Source organism: Nocardia sp. NPDC057272, from assembly GCF_042668615.1.
Lineage (GTDB): Bacteria > Actinomycetota > Actinomycetes > Mycobacteriales > Mycobacteriaceae > Nocardia.
On sequence record NZ_JBHUYK010000006.1, the window covers coordinates 98467 to 113569 of the forward strand.

Consider the following 15103-nt stretch of genomic DNA (forward strand, 5'->3'; position numbering starts at 1 on the left):
CGGAGTTGTGAGATATGCGCGATATCGTCGATGACCTTCTGCGAGTGTGGCATTCGGGCCGTACGGGCGGCCTTGCCACCGTTGTCCGTACCATCGGCACCAATTCCCTGCCCATCGGCTCTTCGATGCTCGTCACCCCCAACGGTGGCGTCTTCGGATCGATCGCCTCCGGACGGCTCGAAGAGACCGTCTACGAAGCGGCATTGGAAGCGGGTCGCACCGGCGTCCGGCAACTGCGTCGCTACAGCATGCTCACCGGTCTGGAATCGAGCGCCGACGACGGAACACTCGTCGACATCTTCGTAGAACCGTTCTCCTGCCGCGATTTTCCCGAATTCCCCACCATCGCCGCCGATATCCAAGCCCATCGCCGGGTCACCGTGTTCACCGTGGTGTGGAATCAGGATCCCGATGTCATCGGCCAGCATCTGGTCACCGATCGCAAGCACGCGACCGAACTCGTCGCGCTGCCCGAGTCGGATCTGTTCGTCGCCTCGTACTGCCCGCCGCCGCGCCTGATCATCTTCGGCGCCAACGCCTATGCCGCCACCCTCGTCGCGCAGGCGCGGATGATCGGCTACCGGGTGACGATCTGTGACTCGCGTCCCGAGTTCGCCGATCCGGCCTCGTTCCCCGGCGCCGAAGTGGTCGTCGACTGGCCGCACCGCTACCTCAACACCCTCTCGGCCGCGGGCGAGGTCGACAGCAGCACCGCCATCGTCGTGCTGGCCAACGAGCCGCGCTTCGAGATCCCGCTGCTCACCGTCGCCTTACGACTACCCGAGCTCGGATACCTGGCCGCCCTCGGCACCCCCGCCGACCAGGCTCGTCGCCTCGACGACCTGCGCGCGGGCGGCTTCGACGAGCCGACTCTGTCGCGCGTGCACGTACCGGCCGGCCTCGAGTCCGGCCCGCGCACCCCGGCCGAGACCGCGGTCTTCATCACCGCCGACTTCCTCGCCTCCCGCGCGGGTCTGCGCCTCGCGGCTCAGCGCGACTACGGGTCGACCGCCGCTGTGGGCATGGCTATTTGATGTACCCGGTCGGCGCCGCGAGGCAGCGGCGCCGACCGAGTTCTATTTCAGGCCCGGGTTCTCGGCGTACACCTCGCGCAGCACGGACAGGTCGAAGAGCTGGTCGGCCTTGATGTCGATCTTGGCGGTACGCAGCGCGGCGATGTTCTGCTCGATCAGCGCGTCCGACATCGTCAGCAGGCCGTCGGTCCTGGTCGACGCCGAGACGACCAGGTCGTTCTGCGCGGTGGCCTCCTTGGTCTGCTCGGCCAGATCGAGTTTCAGGTCCTTGCCGTAGACCTCGACGGCCAGGCGCGCGGACTCGGCCGGGTTGGCGACAGCGTCCTTCCAGCCCTTGATCTGGGCGGTCAGGAAGGCCTTCAGCTTGTCGCGCTCGTTGTCGATGGTGTGCTGGCTGACAGTCAATGTCTCCGCGACCAGCGGCAGGCCGAAGTCGGCGAACAGGAAGTGATCGTTGGCGAAGCCCTTGGCGGCCAGGGTGATCGGCTCGTTGGTCACATAACTCACCCAGCCGTCGACCTCACCGTTGGCCAGCGGGGTCGGATCGAACTGCGCGGGCACCACGGTGACATCGCCGGGACTGATGCCGTTGGCCGCCAGCAGAGCGCTGAAGATGAGCTGATTGGTGTCCTGCACGCCGATCTTGCGGCCCTTCATCTCCGCCGGAGATTTGATCGGTTTGCCCGCCGAGCTCACGATCGCGAACGGGTTCTTCTGATAGGTCGCGCCGACGATCTTGGCGGGTAGTCCTTCCAGTACGGCGGGTGCGGTCGTCTGTGGCGCGGAAAGGCCGAGCCAGATCTTGCCGGTATCGAGACCGGCTTCCACCGACGTCGACGCCGCGCCACCCGCGACGAGATCTACCGCACCGAATCCCGCATCCTTGAAATAGCCCTTCGAATCGGCGAAATACTCACCCGCGAATTCGATGTTCTTGATCCAGGACAACTGGACAGCGACCTTGCCGAATTTCGAGCCGTCGTCGGTCGAGCCGTTCGAGGAAGTGGCCGAACTACCGCCGCAGGCGGCGAGCAGCCCGGCGCCGCCGAGCGCCGCGCCGGTCAATGCGGAAAAGCGGAGAAAGGAACGACGGTCGATACTGTTCATACGCAGAATGTAGGTTCGGTGCGTTTCGTTCTCTTTGCGGCCACGTTCCGCCGCTATTCCTTACTTTCCCGCGCTCGGGCCGAAGCGGGCGAGCACCACGTTCTCGATCACGCCGACGATCGCGTACAGCAGCACCGATACCACCGTGACCACCACGATCGACGCCCACAGCCGGTTGTACTGGAACATCGGGATGGCCCGTACCAGGCTCGCGCCCAATCCTGTTCCACTGCCGAGCCATTCACCCAGCAGGGCGCCGATCAACGCGCCGGGCACCGAGACCCTGGCCGCGGCGAACACCGACGGCAGCGCGGCGGGCACCGCGACCATCCGTAGTCGCGTCCACCGCGTGCCGCCGTAGGCCGTCACCAATTCCATTGCCTGCCGGGGCGCTTCGCGCAGGCCCGTCATGATCATCACCAGAGCGGGGAAGAACACGACGATCGCCGTCAGCACCGTCACCCCCGCCGTGCCGCGGCCGAAGATCAGCACCACGATCGGACTCAGGGCGACCAGCGGCACCGACCGCAACAGCATCGCGACCGGCATGAACGTCTGCCGCACAGCCGAATACAGCACGAACAGCGCGGCGACGCCGATCGCGCCGAGCATCCCGACGACGAACCCCGATGCCGCGTCACCGAGGGTGATCGCGAGGTCGTCGAAGATCGCCTGCCGGGCCGCAGGCGCACCCGCCGAAGTGACCAGGTAGGCCCAGACATCCGACGGCGTCTTGCCCACTCGCGGCCCGATCTGGGGGAACAGGCGAAGAAACAGCGTCCAGATGACGAGCAACAGAATCAGCGACGTCGCCAGCGGCAGCAGGAAGCGGCCGATCCGGCGCGCGACGGTGGTGGTCATCGCCCCTCCTCCACCGTCGTCCACGGCGTGATCAGGCGGGCCGCGCCCGCCACCAGCAGGTACCCGAGCCCGGCCAGCGCGGCCGCGGCGATCGCCATGCCCCAGGTGCGTGGCACGTTGTAGGCGGTCTGGGCCGCCGTGAGCGCCACCCCGATGCCGCTGTCGACGCCACCCAGATACTCACCGATGATCGCGCCGAGCACCGCCGACGGCGCCGCGATCTTCAAGGCGGCGAACGTATTCGGCAGCGCGGCGATGGCTCGCACCCGATACAGCTGTTGCCAGCGGCCACCGCCGTAGGCGCGCACCAGATCCAGGCTCGCCGGATCGGCCGAGCGCAATCCGCTCACCGCGCCGACCATGGTGGTGAAGAAGCAGTACATCGCGGCCAGGAACACGGTGGGCGTGCGCCCGCCGAACACCACCAGGATGATCGGGCCCAGCGCCACCAGCGGCGTGCAGTAACTCAGGATGGCCAGCTGGGTCGCGAGGGGTTCGATCCGCGGCACCAGCATGATCAGCGCCGCGATCCCGATCGCGAGCACGTTGCCCCAGAGGAAGCCCTGTAACGCCCCGATCGCGGTGACCTGGAAGTTGGGTCCGTAGAGGCCCCACCCGTCCGACCACATGGTCGAAAGGACCCGCCACGGTGAGGGAATCGTCCCGCCCGCGGTTCCGGCGGCGGCCAGCGCCCACCACAGGGCGATCAGCACCACCACGCCCAGCGCCCCGGCCGCCCGGCCCATATCGGCCGGGATCCGCCGGGTTGTCGCCACACTCATGCCACCCCACCCCGCCCGAACAGCAGCTCGGACAGGTAGTCACAGAGCTTGTGGAATTCGGGCGTGCGCATCATCTCGGGCGTGCGCGGACGCGGCAGGTCGATCTCGACCAGCTCCAGTACCCGGCCCGGTCGCGGACTCATCACCGCCACCACGTCGGACAGGAACACCGCCTCGCCGATGCCGTGGGTGACCATCAGTGTGGTCGCGGGCTTCTCGGTCCAGATGCGCAGCAGTTCCAGGTTCAATCGCTGCCGGGTCATGTCGTCGAGCGCGCCGAACGGTTCGTCGAGCAGCAGCACCGACGGCTGCACGACCAGCGCTCGCGCGATCGAAACCCGCTGGCGCATACCGCCGGACAACTGCGCGGGCTTGGCCTTCTCGAACCCCTCCAGCCCGACCAGCGCGATCAGTTCGGCGATCCGGTCCGGTTCGGCGGGCAGCCCGGCCACCTGCAACGGCAGCCGGATGTTCGATTCCACACTGCGCCACGGCAGCAACGCCGAATCCTGGAACGCGATACCGAGCTCGGCTCCACCGCGCAATTGTTCCGGGGACATGCCGTTGATCCGCGCGGTGCCCGCACTCGGTTCGTCCAGGCCGGCCAGAATCCGCAACACCGTCGATTTGCCGCAGCCCGAAGGCCCGAGCAAAGACAGGAATGCGCCGTGAGAAGTGCGCAAATCGACCGAGTCCAGCGCGTTGACAGTGTTGCGGCCCACTGTGAAGGTCTTGCTCAACCCACTGATCTCGATCCCGGTGGTCGCGCTACCGGGGATTTCCTTACCCATGCTCGTCACCATAAGAGCGCCTGGTTGCGGCGGCATTTCCGAATCACAGCCCAGATTGCGCCCCCGTAAACCGTGCTCGAGGTCACCATAAAAGTGAACCGGTAACGATTCGCTCATGTGAGAGGACATAGAGTGTCGGAGGATCTGACAGCCCTGCAGGCGTCGAGCGCATATGCTCTCGGCGACCGGGGGAAGCACTGCGATGACGTGCCCGACAGGGCCCGTGGACTGGAACCGACTGTTCGATGAAGCTCTCTGCACTACGTACCGTGGCCGCGCTGCGCACCACCGCCGTGGCTCTGACCGCCGCATTGTCGGTGGCCGTTGTCGCCGGTGGCGCCGCGACCGCCGAGCCCGAGAAGCCCTCAGCCGTGTCGTCCATCGTCAAAGACGGACGCGTGTGGCATCTGAAGGTGTACTCGGCGGCGATGAAGAAGGACATCACGATCGACGTGCAGCGTCCCGTCGACGAGTCCAAGCCGGCCCCCAACTTCTACATGCTCAACGGCCTCGACGGCGGTGAGGGCACCGCCAGCTGGGCTGCGCAGACCCAGGCGCTGAGCTTCCTGGCCGACAAGCAGGTCAATGTGATCCAGCCGATCGGCGGCCGTGGCAGCTACTACACCGACTGGAAAGCCGAAGACCCGAAGCTGGGCCTGAACAAGTGGAGCACCTTCTTCACCCAGGAGCTCCCCCCGCTGATCGACGCCGCACTCGGCTCGACCGGTCTGAACTCGCTGGCCGGCCTGTCCACCTCCGGCACCTCGGTGCTGCAGCTGGCCGAGGCCAACCCGGGTCTGTTCAAGTCCGTCGCCGCCTACAGTGGCTGCGCGCAGATCGCCGACCCGATGGGCAAGCAGGCCGTCAAGTTCTCCGTGGAGACCTGGGCCGGTGGCAAGACCGCGAACATGTACGGCCCGGACAACGATCCCGCGTGGGTCGAGAACGACCCGGTCATCAACGCGGAGAAGCTGCGCGGCACCAACCTCTACATCTCCAGCGGTAGCGGCATGCCGACCAACGCCGACGTGGCCTACTACCTCAACGGTTCGCCCGGCCCGATGGGCGTGATCAACCTCGGTCTCGGTATCGGCATCGAAGCGGCGACCAACGCTTGCAGCCAGAACCTGAAGACCAAGCTGGACTCGCTGGGTATCCCGGCGACCTACCAGTTCACCCCGATGGGCACCCACTACTGGCCGTACTGGGAGCAGGCGCTGCACGAGTCGTGGCCGCTGCTCGCTCAGGGCATGGGTATCTGATTTCCCACTGAAAGCGGGAGGCATCCGGATTCGGATGCCTCCCGCTTTTGCGTTGTCGCCGGCTACGTGGTGGGCGCGACCGCGGTGCGCACCGTGAGCCCGGAGCGGATGAAATAGGCGATCTCCTCGCAGATCTCGTCGACCGAGATCGCGTCGCCGGGAACGGTGGCGTGCACCATCTCCTGGGCGAGGGAATTCACGGCGCCGATAACCGCGAGGCCGAACAGGTGCAGGCTGCGCGATTCCGCTTCGCCACGTTCGGCGGCGCGCTGCGCTTCCCGGGTGAGCAGTGCCGAAATCGACCGCCGCTGCGCGCGCCGCCATTCCTCCACCACCGGACTCACCCCGACGACCTCGACATAGAACACCCGCGCCGCCCGGCGATCACGGCAGGTCACCGCCAGGAACGCGCGGAAACTCTCCACCACGCGCACCACCAGCGGCTGTTCGCTGGTGTGTTCCAATGCCTCGTCGAGGCGGCGTAGCGCGGCCGCGTTCAACCGGTCGACGAGTGCGATCAGTAATGCCTCGCGGCTACCGATGTCTTCGTAGAAACTGCGGGTCGACACATTCGCGGTCGAACACAGCCGCTCGATCGAGGTCGACGAATATCCCTGGGTACCGAATAGTTCCAGCGCCGCGTCGGTCAACCTGTTGCGGCGTAGCGCGACTCGCTGCTGGCGCGACAATCCACCGTAACTACGACCACTATCGGTTACATCCGCACGCCGAACCACGGATGCATGCTAGCGCGCGATCGCCGGACAGCCGGGCGATTCGTCATTGTCGCCGCGAGCGAATTCCGCTGGCGTATCGGAATTGTCGAAGTGGATGATCAATTCTGTTCGGTAGTGGGTTCGCCGTCGTCGAGTGGTTCGGCCAACGGCCAGCCACCGGCGGCCAGATGCGAAGCCACCCGCGAGACGTCGTCGGGCGCGGGCTGTTGCTTCGCGAAATCGGCGATGGCGGCCGCGATTTCGGCCTCGCTGATCGATTCCCGATTCGGATTCGCCTCCACCAGTTTCTCCCCGATCACCGTCACCTCGTAGTCGGTGAGGTGGCGGTGCAGCACCGCGAACAAGGCGACATAGTCGGACTGGGGAATGCCCTGTGGATAGCCCGCGCGCAGCCACCCGAGCACCCGCGAGAGCAGGTTGCCACGGACCGGCGGGGTCGCGGGGGTGGGGTTCGGATCGGTCATGGCTTCCTCACTCATGATTGGCCGAACAGGTGGATGCCGAACTGGTGGGCGATGAACGCCTTGGCGGTGAACAGGATTCCGGTGATCACCACGACGACGATGAGGACCAGACAGGCCACCGCACCCGCCAGCGCCGGATAGTTGCGCCGGACTCGGCCCTCGGCGTCGACGGTCTCGGCATTTCCCCACCACCGCACAGCGAAGGCGAAGACCGCGGGTACACCCGCGCCGAAGACCAGCGCGGCGAGCACCACTTCCCACAGTGAACTCAGATTGGTGATCACGGTGTGCATGATCGCTCCCCTCTACCCGGCATGGTTCTGGTCGATCGGCGCCTGTGCCGAGGTGGGTGGCCGGCCATCGGGCCATTCGTTCACATTGTGAGTGCCGACCGGGTCACGGCGCGACCGGAGATAGATTCCGAGCGCCCCGGCGATCAGGAGGCCGAACACCACGAGCACACCGGGGAGTCCACCGATGACGTTGGCGATCGCCCAGCAGATCGCGCCGACGATGCCCGCCATCGGCAGAGTCAGCATCCAGGCCACGGCCATCCGGCCCATCACCCGCCAGCGCACCTCGGCGCCCTTGCCGATGCCGGTGCCGAGGATCGCGCCGGTCGCGGTCTGCGTGGTCGACAGCGGCAGGCCGAAGTGTGCCGAGGTGAGAATGATCGCCGCCGAGGTCGACTCGGCGGCCAGGCCCTGTGGCGACTCGATCTCGACCAGGCCCTTGCCGAGTGTCCTGATGATCCGCCAGCCGCCGAGATAGGTGCCGAGGGCGATCGCGACGGCACAGGCGGCCATCACCCACAGCGGCATGTGGTCGTCCTTGTCCAGCGAGCCGTAGGCGACCAGCGCGAGGAAGATGACGCCCATCGTCTTCTGCGCGTCGTTGGTGCCGTGCGCCAGCGAGACCAGGGAGGCCGAGCCGATCTGGCCCCAGCGGAAACCCTCTTCGGACTTCTCCTGGTCGACGCCACGGGTGATCCGGTACACCACGAACGTGCCGATGGCCGCCACCATCGCCGCGATCACGGGCGCGAGCAGCGCGGGCAGCACGATCTTGATCAGCACGCCGTCCGACCCCGATGCCCAGATCACGCCGTTCCAGCCGAGTGCGGCGATCGTCGAGCCGATCAGGCCGCCGAACAGGGCGTGCGAGGAACTCGACGGCAGGCCGAGCAGCCAGGTCAGCAGGTTCCACAGGATGCCGCCGACGAGGCCCGCGAAGACGATTACCAGCAGGTCCTGCCCGCCCACATCGTCCAATTTCACGATCCCCTTGGCCACCGTCGCCGCGACCGCCACCGACAGGAACGCCCCGATCAGGTTCAGCACGCCCGAGAGCGCGACCGCCGTCTTCGGCTTCAGCGCACCGGTGGCGATCGAGGTCGCCATGGCGTTGGCCGTGTCGTGGAATCCGTTGGTGAAGTCGAACGCGAGAGCTGTGACGATGACGATCAACAGGACCATTAGTTCGGCGCTCACCGGAACAGTGTGTCGTATGCTGCCGCCGGATTGCCAAACTGTTGCGGGTAAGTCGCACGACCAGCGGCGGAGCTCAGCCGGCGGCCACGCCGAGCGCGCGCACCGCCTCGATGGTGTCGGCCTCTCCCGCTTCCTTGTCCGGCCGGTACCGCACCACCCGGGCGAAGCGCAGCGCGACGCCGCCCGGATATCGGGTACTGGTCTGGACGCCGTCGAGCGCGATCTCGACGACGAGTTCGGAGCGCAGGTACACGGCCTGGCCGTCGCGGTGGGTTTCGTGGCGCGGGAATTCCTCGGTCTGCCAGCGCAGCAGTTCGTCGGTGAGGCCCTTGAACGTCTTGCCGACCATCACCGGCTCACCGGTCTCGGGATCGCGGGCCGCCAGATGCAGGTTGGACAGGAACCCGGTGCGGCGGCCATAACCCCATTCGGCGCCGATCACCAGTAGGTCGAGGGTGTGCGCGGGCTTGATCTTCTGCCAGGCCTTGCCGCGGCGGCCCGCGGCGTACGGGGCATCGAGTGCCTTGACCATCACACCCTCGTTGCCGACCGCGAGCGCGTCGTCATAGCAGTCGGCGGCAGCCTCCGGGGTGGGTGCGATCAGCGCGGGGATGCTGTGTTCGCCCGCGACCTGTTCCAAAGCGGTGCGGCGGACACGCAGCGGTTCGTCGATGAGGTCGGTGCCGTCGAGATGCAGGCAGTCGAAGAAGTACGGGTGTAACCGGCGTGGATCGCCGAGGGTGGCGAACCTGCTCATCGTCTCCTGGAACGGGCGTGGGCGGCCCGCGTCGGTCAGGGCGAGGGTTTCGCCGTCCAGGACCACGGTGGCGCAGTCGAGGGACTTGACCAGATCGACGAGTTCGGGGACGCCCTCGGTGATGTCGCGCAGGGTTCTGGTGAAGACCCACACCTGGTCGCCGTCGCGGTGCACCTGGATGCGGGCGCCGTCGAGCTTGTGTTCGACACTGATGTCGGAACCCAGCTCGGCGAGGGCCTCGTCCAGCGAACCGCCGGGTGAGGCGAGCATCGGCGCTACCGGACGTCCTACTTCGAGACGGAACGCGGCCAGGGCCTGCTCGCCCCCGGCGAGCGCGGCGATCGCGGTGACGGGGAGTCGGCCCGAGAGCATATGGGCCCGGCGCACCACGTCGACGGGGATGCCGGTGGACTGTGCGAGCGCCTCGACCACGATCGCGGTGAGCGCGCCCTGCCGGAGTTCGCCGGTGAGCAGGCGGACCAGGAAGGACTGTTCCTCCTCGGTCGCGGCGGTGAAGAGCGCGGTCAGCAATTCGCGGCGCCGGTTGGTCGAGCCCTTGCCGTTCAGGCCGGTGAGCTGGGAGAAGATGTCGTCCACCGCGCCGACGGTGAGGCTCGCGTCGCCGCTGGGCGGTGTGTCGAGCCCGGCCACCGTGCGCCACCCGGCCCCGATCCGGCCCTGCACCAGCTCGCCGGACAACCACGCCACCACGGTCCCGATCTCGGACGGGTCCGCAGCACCGAAGAGCTCGGCCAGCGCGGCGGTTTTCGCCTTGCGCGACCGGGTCGCCCGCACGGCCGCGGAGGCCGTGACGACATCGCTGAACAGCACCCCACGACAGTATCGCGAGGGTGTGACACAGAGCTCGAGTCCGGTTGTTAAGAATCCATTGGCAAGCCTGCGAAACCGCCCCTAAACTGGACATATGGCCAAGACCTATGTCGGAGCGCGGCTGCGCCAGCTGCGGACCGAGCGTGGGCTGAGCCAGGTCGCGCTCGCGCAGAAACTGGAGATCTCGGCCAGCTATCTGAACCAGATCGAACACGACGTGCGACCGCTCACCGTGCCGGTGCTGACGCGCATCAACGAGGTCTTCGGCGTCGACCCCACCTTCTTCTCCGCCCAGGACGACACCCGGCTCATCGCCGAGCTGTCCGAAGTGGTGATGGACGCCGAGCTCGGCATCGAGGCCGACACCCAGCAGATCGCCGACATGGTCTCCGCCCATCCGTCGATGGCGCGCGCCCTGGTAGCCATGCACAACCGCTACCGCAACACCAGCGCGCAGCTGGCCGCCGCCACCGAGGACCGGTTCGCCGACGGTTCCGGCAGCGCCGCGATCAGCAAGCCGCACGAGGAAGTGCGCGACTACTTCTATCAGCGCCAGAACTACATCCACGAATTGGATACCGCCGCAGAGGATCTCACCGCGCGCATCCGGTTCCACGGTGGCGAGGTGAGCACCGAGATCGTGCGCCTGCTGCGTGCGCACGACGTGCGGATCAGCGAGCGCATCGACCTCGGCGAGGGCGTGCTGCACCATTTCGATCCCGAGACCAAACAGCTCGAGATCTCCCCACACCTGTCCGGTGGGCAGCGCACTTTCAAACTCGCCGCCGAACTCGCCTACCTGGAATGCGGCCCGCTCCTCGAAAAACTGGTCGACGAGGGCAATTTCGCCTCCGATGCCTCGCACAAACTCGCGATGCTCGGCCTGGCGAACTACTTCGCGGCCGCGATGGTCTTGCCCTACACGCACTTTCACGAAGTAGCCGAGAGTTTCCGCTACGACATCGAACGCCTGTCGGCGCATTTCTCGCAGAGTTTCGAAACCATCTGCCACCGCCTGTCGACCCTGCAACGGCCGACCCTGCGCGGCGTCCCGTTCTCCTTCGTACGCGTCGACCGCGCGGGCAATATGTCGAAGCGCCAGTCCGCCACCGGTTTCCACTTCTCGGCCAGCGGCGGTACCTGCCCGCTCTGGAACGTCTACGAGACCTTCGCCTACCCCGGCAAGATCATGACCCAGATCGCCCAGATGCCCGACGGCCGCAAATACCTCTGGATCGCGCGCACCGTGGAACGTCGCGCCACCCGCTACGGCCAACCCGGCAAGACCTTCGCGATCGGCCTCGGCTGCGAGCTGCGCCACGCGGGCCGCGTCGTCTACGCCGACGGCATCGACCTGGGCGAAGCCAACGCCACCCCCATCGGCGCGGGCTGCCGAGTGTGCGTGCGCTCCAACTGCCCCCAGCGCGCCTTCCCGCCGCTGGGCAAGGCCCTCGACATCAGCGAACACCGCAGCTCGGTCTCGCCGTACCTCATCAAATAGCTGCTCAGAAAGCTTCTTCCGGGACGGCCATGATGTCGTTGTCGATGGCGGCGAGGATGTTCTTGGTGGCGGTGAGTTCGGGGAGGACGTTCTTGGCGAAGAAGCTCGCCGCGGCGACTTTGCCCTGGTAGTAGGGGCGGTCCCGCGGTGCGGCGTCGGAGGCCAGGGCGGCGGCGGCGATGTCGGCCTGGACCAGCAGGCGCCAGGCGATGAGGAGATCACCGACCGCCATCAGGAAGCGAACCGAGCCGAGGCCGACCTTGTAGAGCTCGGTGGGCTCGGTCCGGCCCGCCATGGCGTAGCCGGTGAGGGTGGCGGCCATCGCGCCGACATCGGCTTGGGCGGTGCGCAGCAGGGCGCGCTCGGTGGCGAAACGGCCGGTGTCATTGTCCAGGTAGACGCCGATCTGAGCGTTCACGTGGGAGAGGGCGACGCCACGATCGCGAATGATCTTGCGGAAGAAGAAGTCCTGGGCCTGGATCGCCGTGGTGCCCTCGTAGAGCGAGTCGATCTTGGCGTCACGGATGTACTGCTCGATCGGATAGTCCTGCAGATAGCCGGAGCCGCCGAACGTCTGCAGCGACTCGGCGAGCAGCTGGTAGGCGCGCTCGGATCCCACGCCCTTGACGATCGGCAGCAGCAGATCGTTCACGCGGTGCGCGGTCTCCGGATCGGCACCGGACACCAGCTGCGCCACATCCGTGTTCTGGTGCGCGGCGGTATACAGATACACCGCTCGCAACCCCTCCGCGTAGGCCTTCTGCATGGCCAGCGACCGGCGCACATCAGGGTGATGGGTGATGGTGACGCGCGGCGCCGCCTTGTCGGCGACCTGCGTCAGATCCGCGCCCTGCACCCGCGTCTTGGCGTACTCGAGCGCGTTCAGGTACCCGGTCGACAACGTCCCGGACGACTTCACGCCTACCGTCATCCGCGCGTTCTCGATCACCTTGAACATCTGCGCGATGCCGTTGTGCACGTCGCCGACCAGCCAGCCCTTGGCGGGCACCGCGGTGCCGCCGAAGGTCACTTCGCAGGTCGGCGAGGACTTGATCCCCATCTTGTGCTCGACCCCGGTCACGTACACACCGTTGCGGTCGCCCGGTTCCAGCGTCTCGGGATCGAAGAGGAACTTCGGCACGTAGAACAGCGAAAGCCCCTTGGTGCCGGGGCCGGCGCCCTCCGGCCGGGCGAGCACCAGGTGGAAGATGTTCTCGGCCGTATCGCCCACGTCACCGCCGGAAATAAACCGTTTCACCCCGTCGATGTGCCATGACCCGTCGGGCTGCGGCACAGCCCTGGTGCGACCGGCGCCGACATCGGATCCGGCATCCGGTTCGGTGAGCACCATGGTCGCCTGCCACCCGCGATCGAACCCGCCCCGTGCCCAGCGCTTCTGTTCGTCGTTGCCGATCTCGTAGAGCACCGAGCCCATCATCGGGCCCATGTTGAAGAAGCTGGCCGCCGGATTGGCACAGATGATGAGCTCGTTGATCGCCCACATCAGCGCGTTCGGGGCGGCGGTGCCGTCCATACCCGCCGGCATGGCGAGGCGGTACCAGCCCGCTTCGTGCACCAGGTCCACCGTCTTACGCAGCGGATCGGGCACGGTGATGTCGTGGGTATCGGGGTGGAACACCACCGGGTGCCGGTCGGCCTCGGCGAACGAGTCCGCGATCGGCCCCTCGGCCAGGTGTTTCACCTCGTCGAGGAGCTGGCGCACCGTATCGGAGTCCAGGTCGCCGTAGGCGCCGGTGTCCAGAACCTTGTCCAGGTTCAGGACCTCGAACAGATTGAACTCGATGTCACGCACGTTCGCCTTGTAGTGCCCCATTGGGCCCTCCTCGACTGACCGCACACGGCCGATTGCCGTGTGACTCGGCGGCTCGACGTTGTACAAATCGAAGCGTGCCGCACCTGTGCGGCCCTACGCAACCGTAGGCAAGGCGACCCTTCGGCAGCTGCCGCGGACGAACAATTCACACGGACGAAACAGACGAAACGGGCACGTGACCGAGAGACATTCGGGTGCAACAAGTTCCCTCTACTGTCTCGAATCACGAATACAGCTTCTGTATACAACTCGGTGTACATCCAGTCTCCGGGGCAGACAGCGGCGGTATTCGTTGTGGCGCGTGTGGCGCCGCCGTTACACCTGATGAGGAGAACCGCCCCATGTCTGAATCCCGTTTGGTCAAGGCACTTGTCGTGCCTGCCGCGGTGGCCGTCGCCGGCCTGCTGCTCACCGGCTGTGGTGCGCGCGACGACGCGTCGACCGGCTCGACCGCCGCCTCCTGCGTCGACACCAGCAAGGACACCATCAAGGTGGGCTCGCTGCACTCGCTGTCGGGCACGATGGCCATTTCCGAAGTCACCGTGGCCAATTCGACCAAGCTGGCGATCGACCAGATCAACGCGGCGGGCGGCGTGCTCGGCAAGAAGATCGAGATCGTCCTCGAAGACGGCGCCTCCGACCCCAAGACCTTCGCCGAGAAGGCGGAGAAGCTGATCAGCTCCGACTGTGTCGCTTCGGTATTCGGCGGCTGGACCTCGTCGAGCCGCAAGGCCATGAAGCCCAAGTTCGAGAGCCTGAACTCGCTGCTCTACTACCCCGTGCAGTACGAGGGCCTGGAAGATTCCAAGAACATCTTCTACACCGGCGCCACCACCAACCAGCAGATCATCCCCGCGCTGGACTACCTGAAGCAGAAGGGCATCAAGTCCCTCTACCTGGTCGGCTCCGACTACGTCTTCCCGCAGACCGCCAACCGCGAGATCAAGGCCTACGCCGCGGCCAACGGTATCGAGATCAAGGGCGAGGACTACACCCCGCTGGGCTCCACCGACTTCTCCACCATCGTCAACAAGGTGCGGGCCGCCAAGGCTGGCGCGGTGTTCAACACCCTCAACGGTGACTCCAACGTGGCCTTCTTCCGCGAGTACACCAACGCCGGCCTGAAAGCCGCTGAGATGCCGGTGGTTTCGGTGTCGATCGCCGAGGAAGAGGTCGCGGGCATCGGCGCGCAGAACATCGCGGGCCAGCTCACCGCCTGGAACTACTACCAGACCGTCGACTCCCCGGCGAACAAGAAGTTCGTCGCCGACTACAAGGCCGCCTTCGGCGCCGACAAGCCCACCTCGGACCCGATGGAAGCCGCGTACGCCTCGGTCTACCTGTGGAAGAACACCGTCGAGAAGGCCAAGTCGTTCGCGGTGGCCGACATTCAGGCCGCGGCCGACGGCGTGAGCTTCGACGCCCCGGAGGGCACCGTCACCATCGACGGCTCCAACCACCACATCACCAAGACCGCCCGGATCGGCGAGATCCGCCCCGACGGCCTGATCTACACCGTCTGGGATTCCGGCAAGGCCATCATCCCGGACCCGTACCTGAAGTCCTACGAGTGGGCCAAGGGCCTCAAGTAAGTAGCCCGACCGAGGTAGGACGCGCTCTGAGTCAGGGCGCGTCCCACACCGCCCCCTTTC

At 66.5% G+C, this 15103-nt stretch carries 14 protein-coding genes; 4 read left to right on the forward strand and 10 right to left on the reverse strand.

Annotated features, from left to right (window positions below; all coding sequences use genetic code 11):
* The first annotated feature begins 14 nt into the window (after positions 1-14).
* On the forward strand, positions 15-1034 hold the full coding sequence (locus ACFULV_RS11520) for an XdhC family protein (protein ID WP_378655629.1): 1020 nt from the start codon (positions 15-17) through the stop codon (positions 1032-1034).
* 42 nt (positions 1035-1076) lie between these two features.
* On the opposite strand, the gene ACFULV_RS11525 is transcribed toward ACFULV_RS11520, so the two are convergent.
* Genes ACFULV_RS11525 through ACFULV_RS11540 form a run of 4 tightly spaced genes read right to left on the reverse strand, consistent with a single transcriptional unit; the run spans position 1077 to position 4575 of the window.
* Positions 1077-2141 carry an ABC transporter substrate-binding protein gene (locus ACFULV_RS11525; protein ID WP_378655632.1) on the reverse strand — a complete coding sequence of 355 codons (1065 nt, stop codon included), beginning with the start codon at positions 2139-2141 and terminating at the stop codon, positions 1077-1079.
* A 60-nt stretch (positions 2142-2201) separates the two neighbouring features.
* The gene (locus ACFULV_RS11530; RefSeq protein ID WP_378633951.1) at positions 2202-3002 is read right to left on the reverse strand and encodes an ABC transporter permease; all 801 of its coding nucleotides are present in this window, start codon (positions 3000-3002) and stop codon (positions 2202-2204) included.
* On the reverse strand, positions 2999-3784 hold the full coding sequence (locus ACFULV_RS11535) for an ABC transporter permease (protein WP_378655635.1): 786 nt from the start codon (positions 3782-3784) through the stop codon (positions 2999-3001). The genes ACFULV_RS11530 and ACFULV_RS11535 overlap by 4 nt, the downstream gene beginning before the upstream one ends.
* Positions 3781-4575, reverse strand: coding sequence for an ABC transporter ATP-binding protein (locus ACFULV_RS11540; protein ID WP_378633946.1), 795 nt, complete (start codon positions 4573-4575; stop codon positions 3781-3783). Before ACFULV_RS11540 ends, ACFULV_RS11535 begins: the two co-directional genes overlap by 4 nt.
* Positions 4576-4820: 245 nt before the next feature.
* On the opposite strand from ACFULV_RS11540, the gene ACFULV_RS11545 reads away from it, so the two are divergent.
* Positions 4821-5837 carry an alpha/beta hydrolase gene (locus ACFULV_RS11545; RefSeq protein ID WP_378633943.1) on the forward strand — a complete coding sequence of 339 codons (1017 nt, stop codon included), beginning with the start codon at positions 4821-4823 and terminating at the stop codon, positions 5835-5837.
* Positions 5838-5899: 62 nt separating this feature from the next.
* On the opposite strand, the gene ACFULV_RS11550 is transcribed toward ACFULV_RS11545, so the two are convergent.
* The 5 genes from ACFULV_RS11550 to ACFULV_RS11570 form a co-directional block, all read right to left on the reverse strand.
* Positions 5900-6526, reverse strand: coding sequence for a TetR/AcrR family transcriptional regulator (locus ACFULV_RS11550; RefSeq protein ID WP_358186529.1), 627 nt, complete (start codon positions 6524-6526; stop codon positions 5900-5902).
* Positions 6527-6672: 146 nt separating this feature from the next.
* Positions 6673-7038 carry a DUF3349 domain-containing protein gene (locus tag ACFULV_RS11555; protein ID WP_378633940.1) on the reverse strand — a complete coding sequence of 122 codons (366 nt, stop codon included), beginning with the start codon at positions 7036-7038 and terminating at the stop codon, positions 6673-6675.
* 11 nt (positions 7039-7049) lie between these two features.
* Positions 7050-7331: a hypothetical protein gene (locus tag ACFULV_RS11560; protein ID WP_378655638.1), complete on the reverse strand. Its 282-nt coding sequence runs from the start codon at positions 7329-7331 to the stop codon at positions 7050-7052.
* 12 nt (positions 7332-7343) lie between these two features.
* Complete coding sequence (locus ACFULV_RS11565) at positions 7344-8528, reverse strand: anion permease (RefSeq protein WP_378655641.1); 1185 nt, start codon at positions 8526-8528, stop codon at positions 7344-7346.
* Between the two features lie 73 nt (positions 8529-8601).
* Positions 8602-10116, reverse strand: coding sequence for an ATP-dependent DNA ligase (locus ACFULV_RS11570; RefSeq protein ID WP_378655645.1), 1515 nt, complete (start codon positions 10114-10116; stop codon positions 8602-8604).
* Between the two features lie 94 nt (positions 10117-10210).
* Between ACFULV_RS11570 and ramB the strand changes: the two genes are divergently transcribed.
* Positions 10211-11617: an acetate metabolism transcriptional regulator RamB gene (gene ramB / locus ACFULV_RS11575; protein ID WP_378655648.1), complete on the forward strand. Its 1407-nt coding sequence runs from the start codon at positions 10211-10213 to the stop codon at positions 11615-11617.
* A gap of 4 nt (positions 11618-11621) precedes the next feature.
* Here the strand turns inward: ramB and ACFULV_RS11580 are convergent, their stop codons facing one another.
* Positions 11622-13451: an acyl-CoA dehydrogenase gene (locus tag ACFULV_RS11580; protein ID WP_378655651.1), complete on the reverse strand. Its 1830-nt coding sequence runs from the start codon at positions 13449-13451 to the stop codon at positions 11622-11624.
* Between the two features lie 341 nt (positions 13452-13792).
* Here ACFULV_RS11580 and urtA point away from each other — a divergent pair, with 341 nt between their 5' ends.
* Positions 13793-15043: an urea ABC transporter substrate-binding protein gene (gene urtA, locus ACFULV_RS11585; protein ID WP_194826952.1), complete on the forward strand. Its 1251-nt coding sequence runs from the start codon at positions 13793-13795 to the stop codon at positions 15041-15043.
* Positions 15044-15103 lie beyond the last annotated feature (60 nt).

Excerpts from the sequence above, each read along its gene's own strand:
- ACFULV_RS11535 (WP_378655635.1), bottom strand. The coding sequence starts at position 3,784 with ATGAGTGTGGCGACAACCCGGCGGATCCCGGCCGATATGGGCCGGGCG.
- ACFULV_RS11545 (WP_378633943.1), top strand. The coding sequence starts at position 4,821 with ATGAAGCTCTCTGCACTACGTACCGTGGCCGCGCTGCGCACCACCGCC.
- ACFULV_RS11555 (WP_378633940.1), bottom strand. The coding sequence starts at position 7,038 with ATGACCGATCCGAACCCCACCCCCGCGACCCCGCCGGTCCGTGGCAAC.
- urtA (WP_194826952.1), top strand. The coding sequence starts at position 13,793 with ATGTCTGAATCCCGTTTGGTCAAGGCACTTGTCGTGCCTGCCGCGGTG.
- ACFULV_RS11520 (WP_378655629.1), top strand. The coding sequence starts at position 15 with ATGCGCGATATCGTCGATGACCTTCTGCGAGTGTGGCATTCGGGCCGT.
- ACFULV_RS11580 (WP_378655651.1), bottom strand. The coding sequence starts at position 13,451 with ATGGGGCACTACAAGGCGAACGTGCGTGACATCGAGTTCAATCTGTTC.
- ACFULV_RS11530 (WP_378633951.1), bottom strand. The coding sequence starts at position 3,002 with ATGACCACCACCGTCGCGCGCCGGATCGGCCGCTTCCTGCTGCCGCTG.
- ramB (WP_378655648.1), top strand. The coding sequence starts at position 10,211 with ATGGCCAAGACCTATGTCGGAGCGCGGCTGCGCCAGCTGCGGACCGAG.
- ACFULV_RS11560 (WP_378655638.1), bottom strand. The coding sequence starts at position 7,331 with ATGCACACCGTGATCACCAATCTGAGTTCACTGTGGGAAGTGGTGCTC.
- ACFULV_RS11540 (WP_378633946.1), bottom strand. The coding sequence starts at position 4,575 with ATGGGTAAGGAAATCCCCGGTAGCGCGACCACCGGGATCGAGATCAGT.
- ACFULV_RS11525 (WP_378655632.1), bottom strand. The coding sequence starts at position 2,141 with ATGAACAGTATCGACCGTCGTTCCTTTCTCCGCTTTTCCGCATTGACC.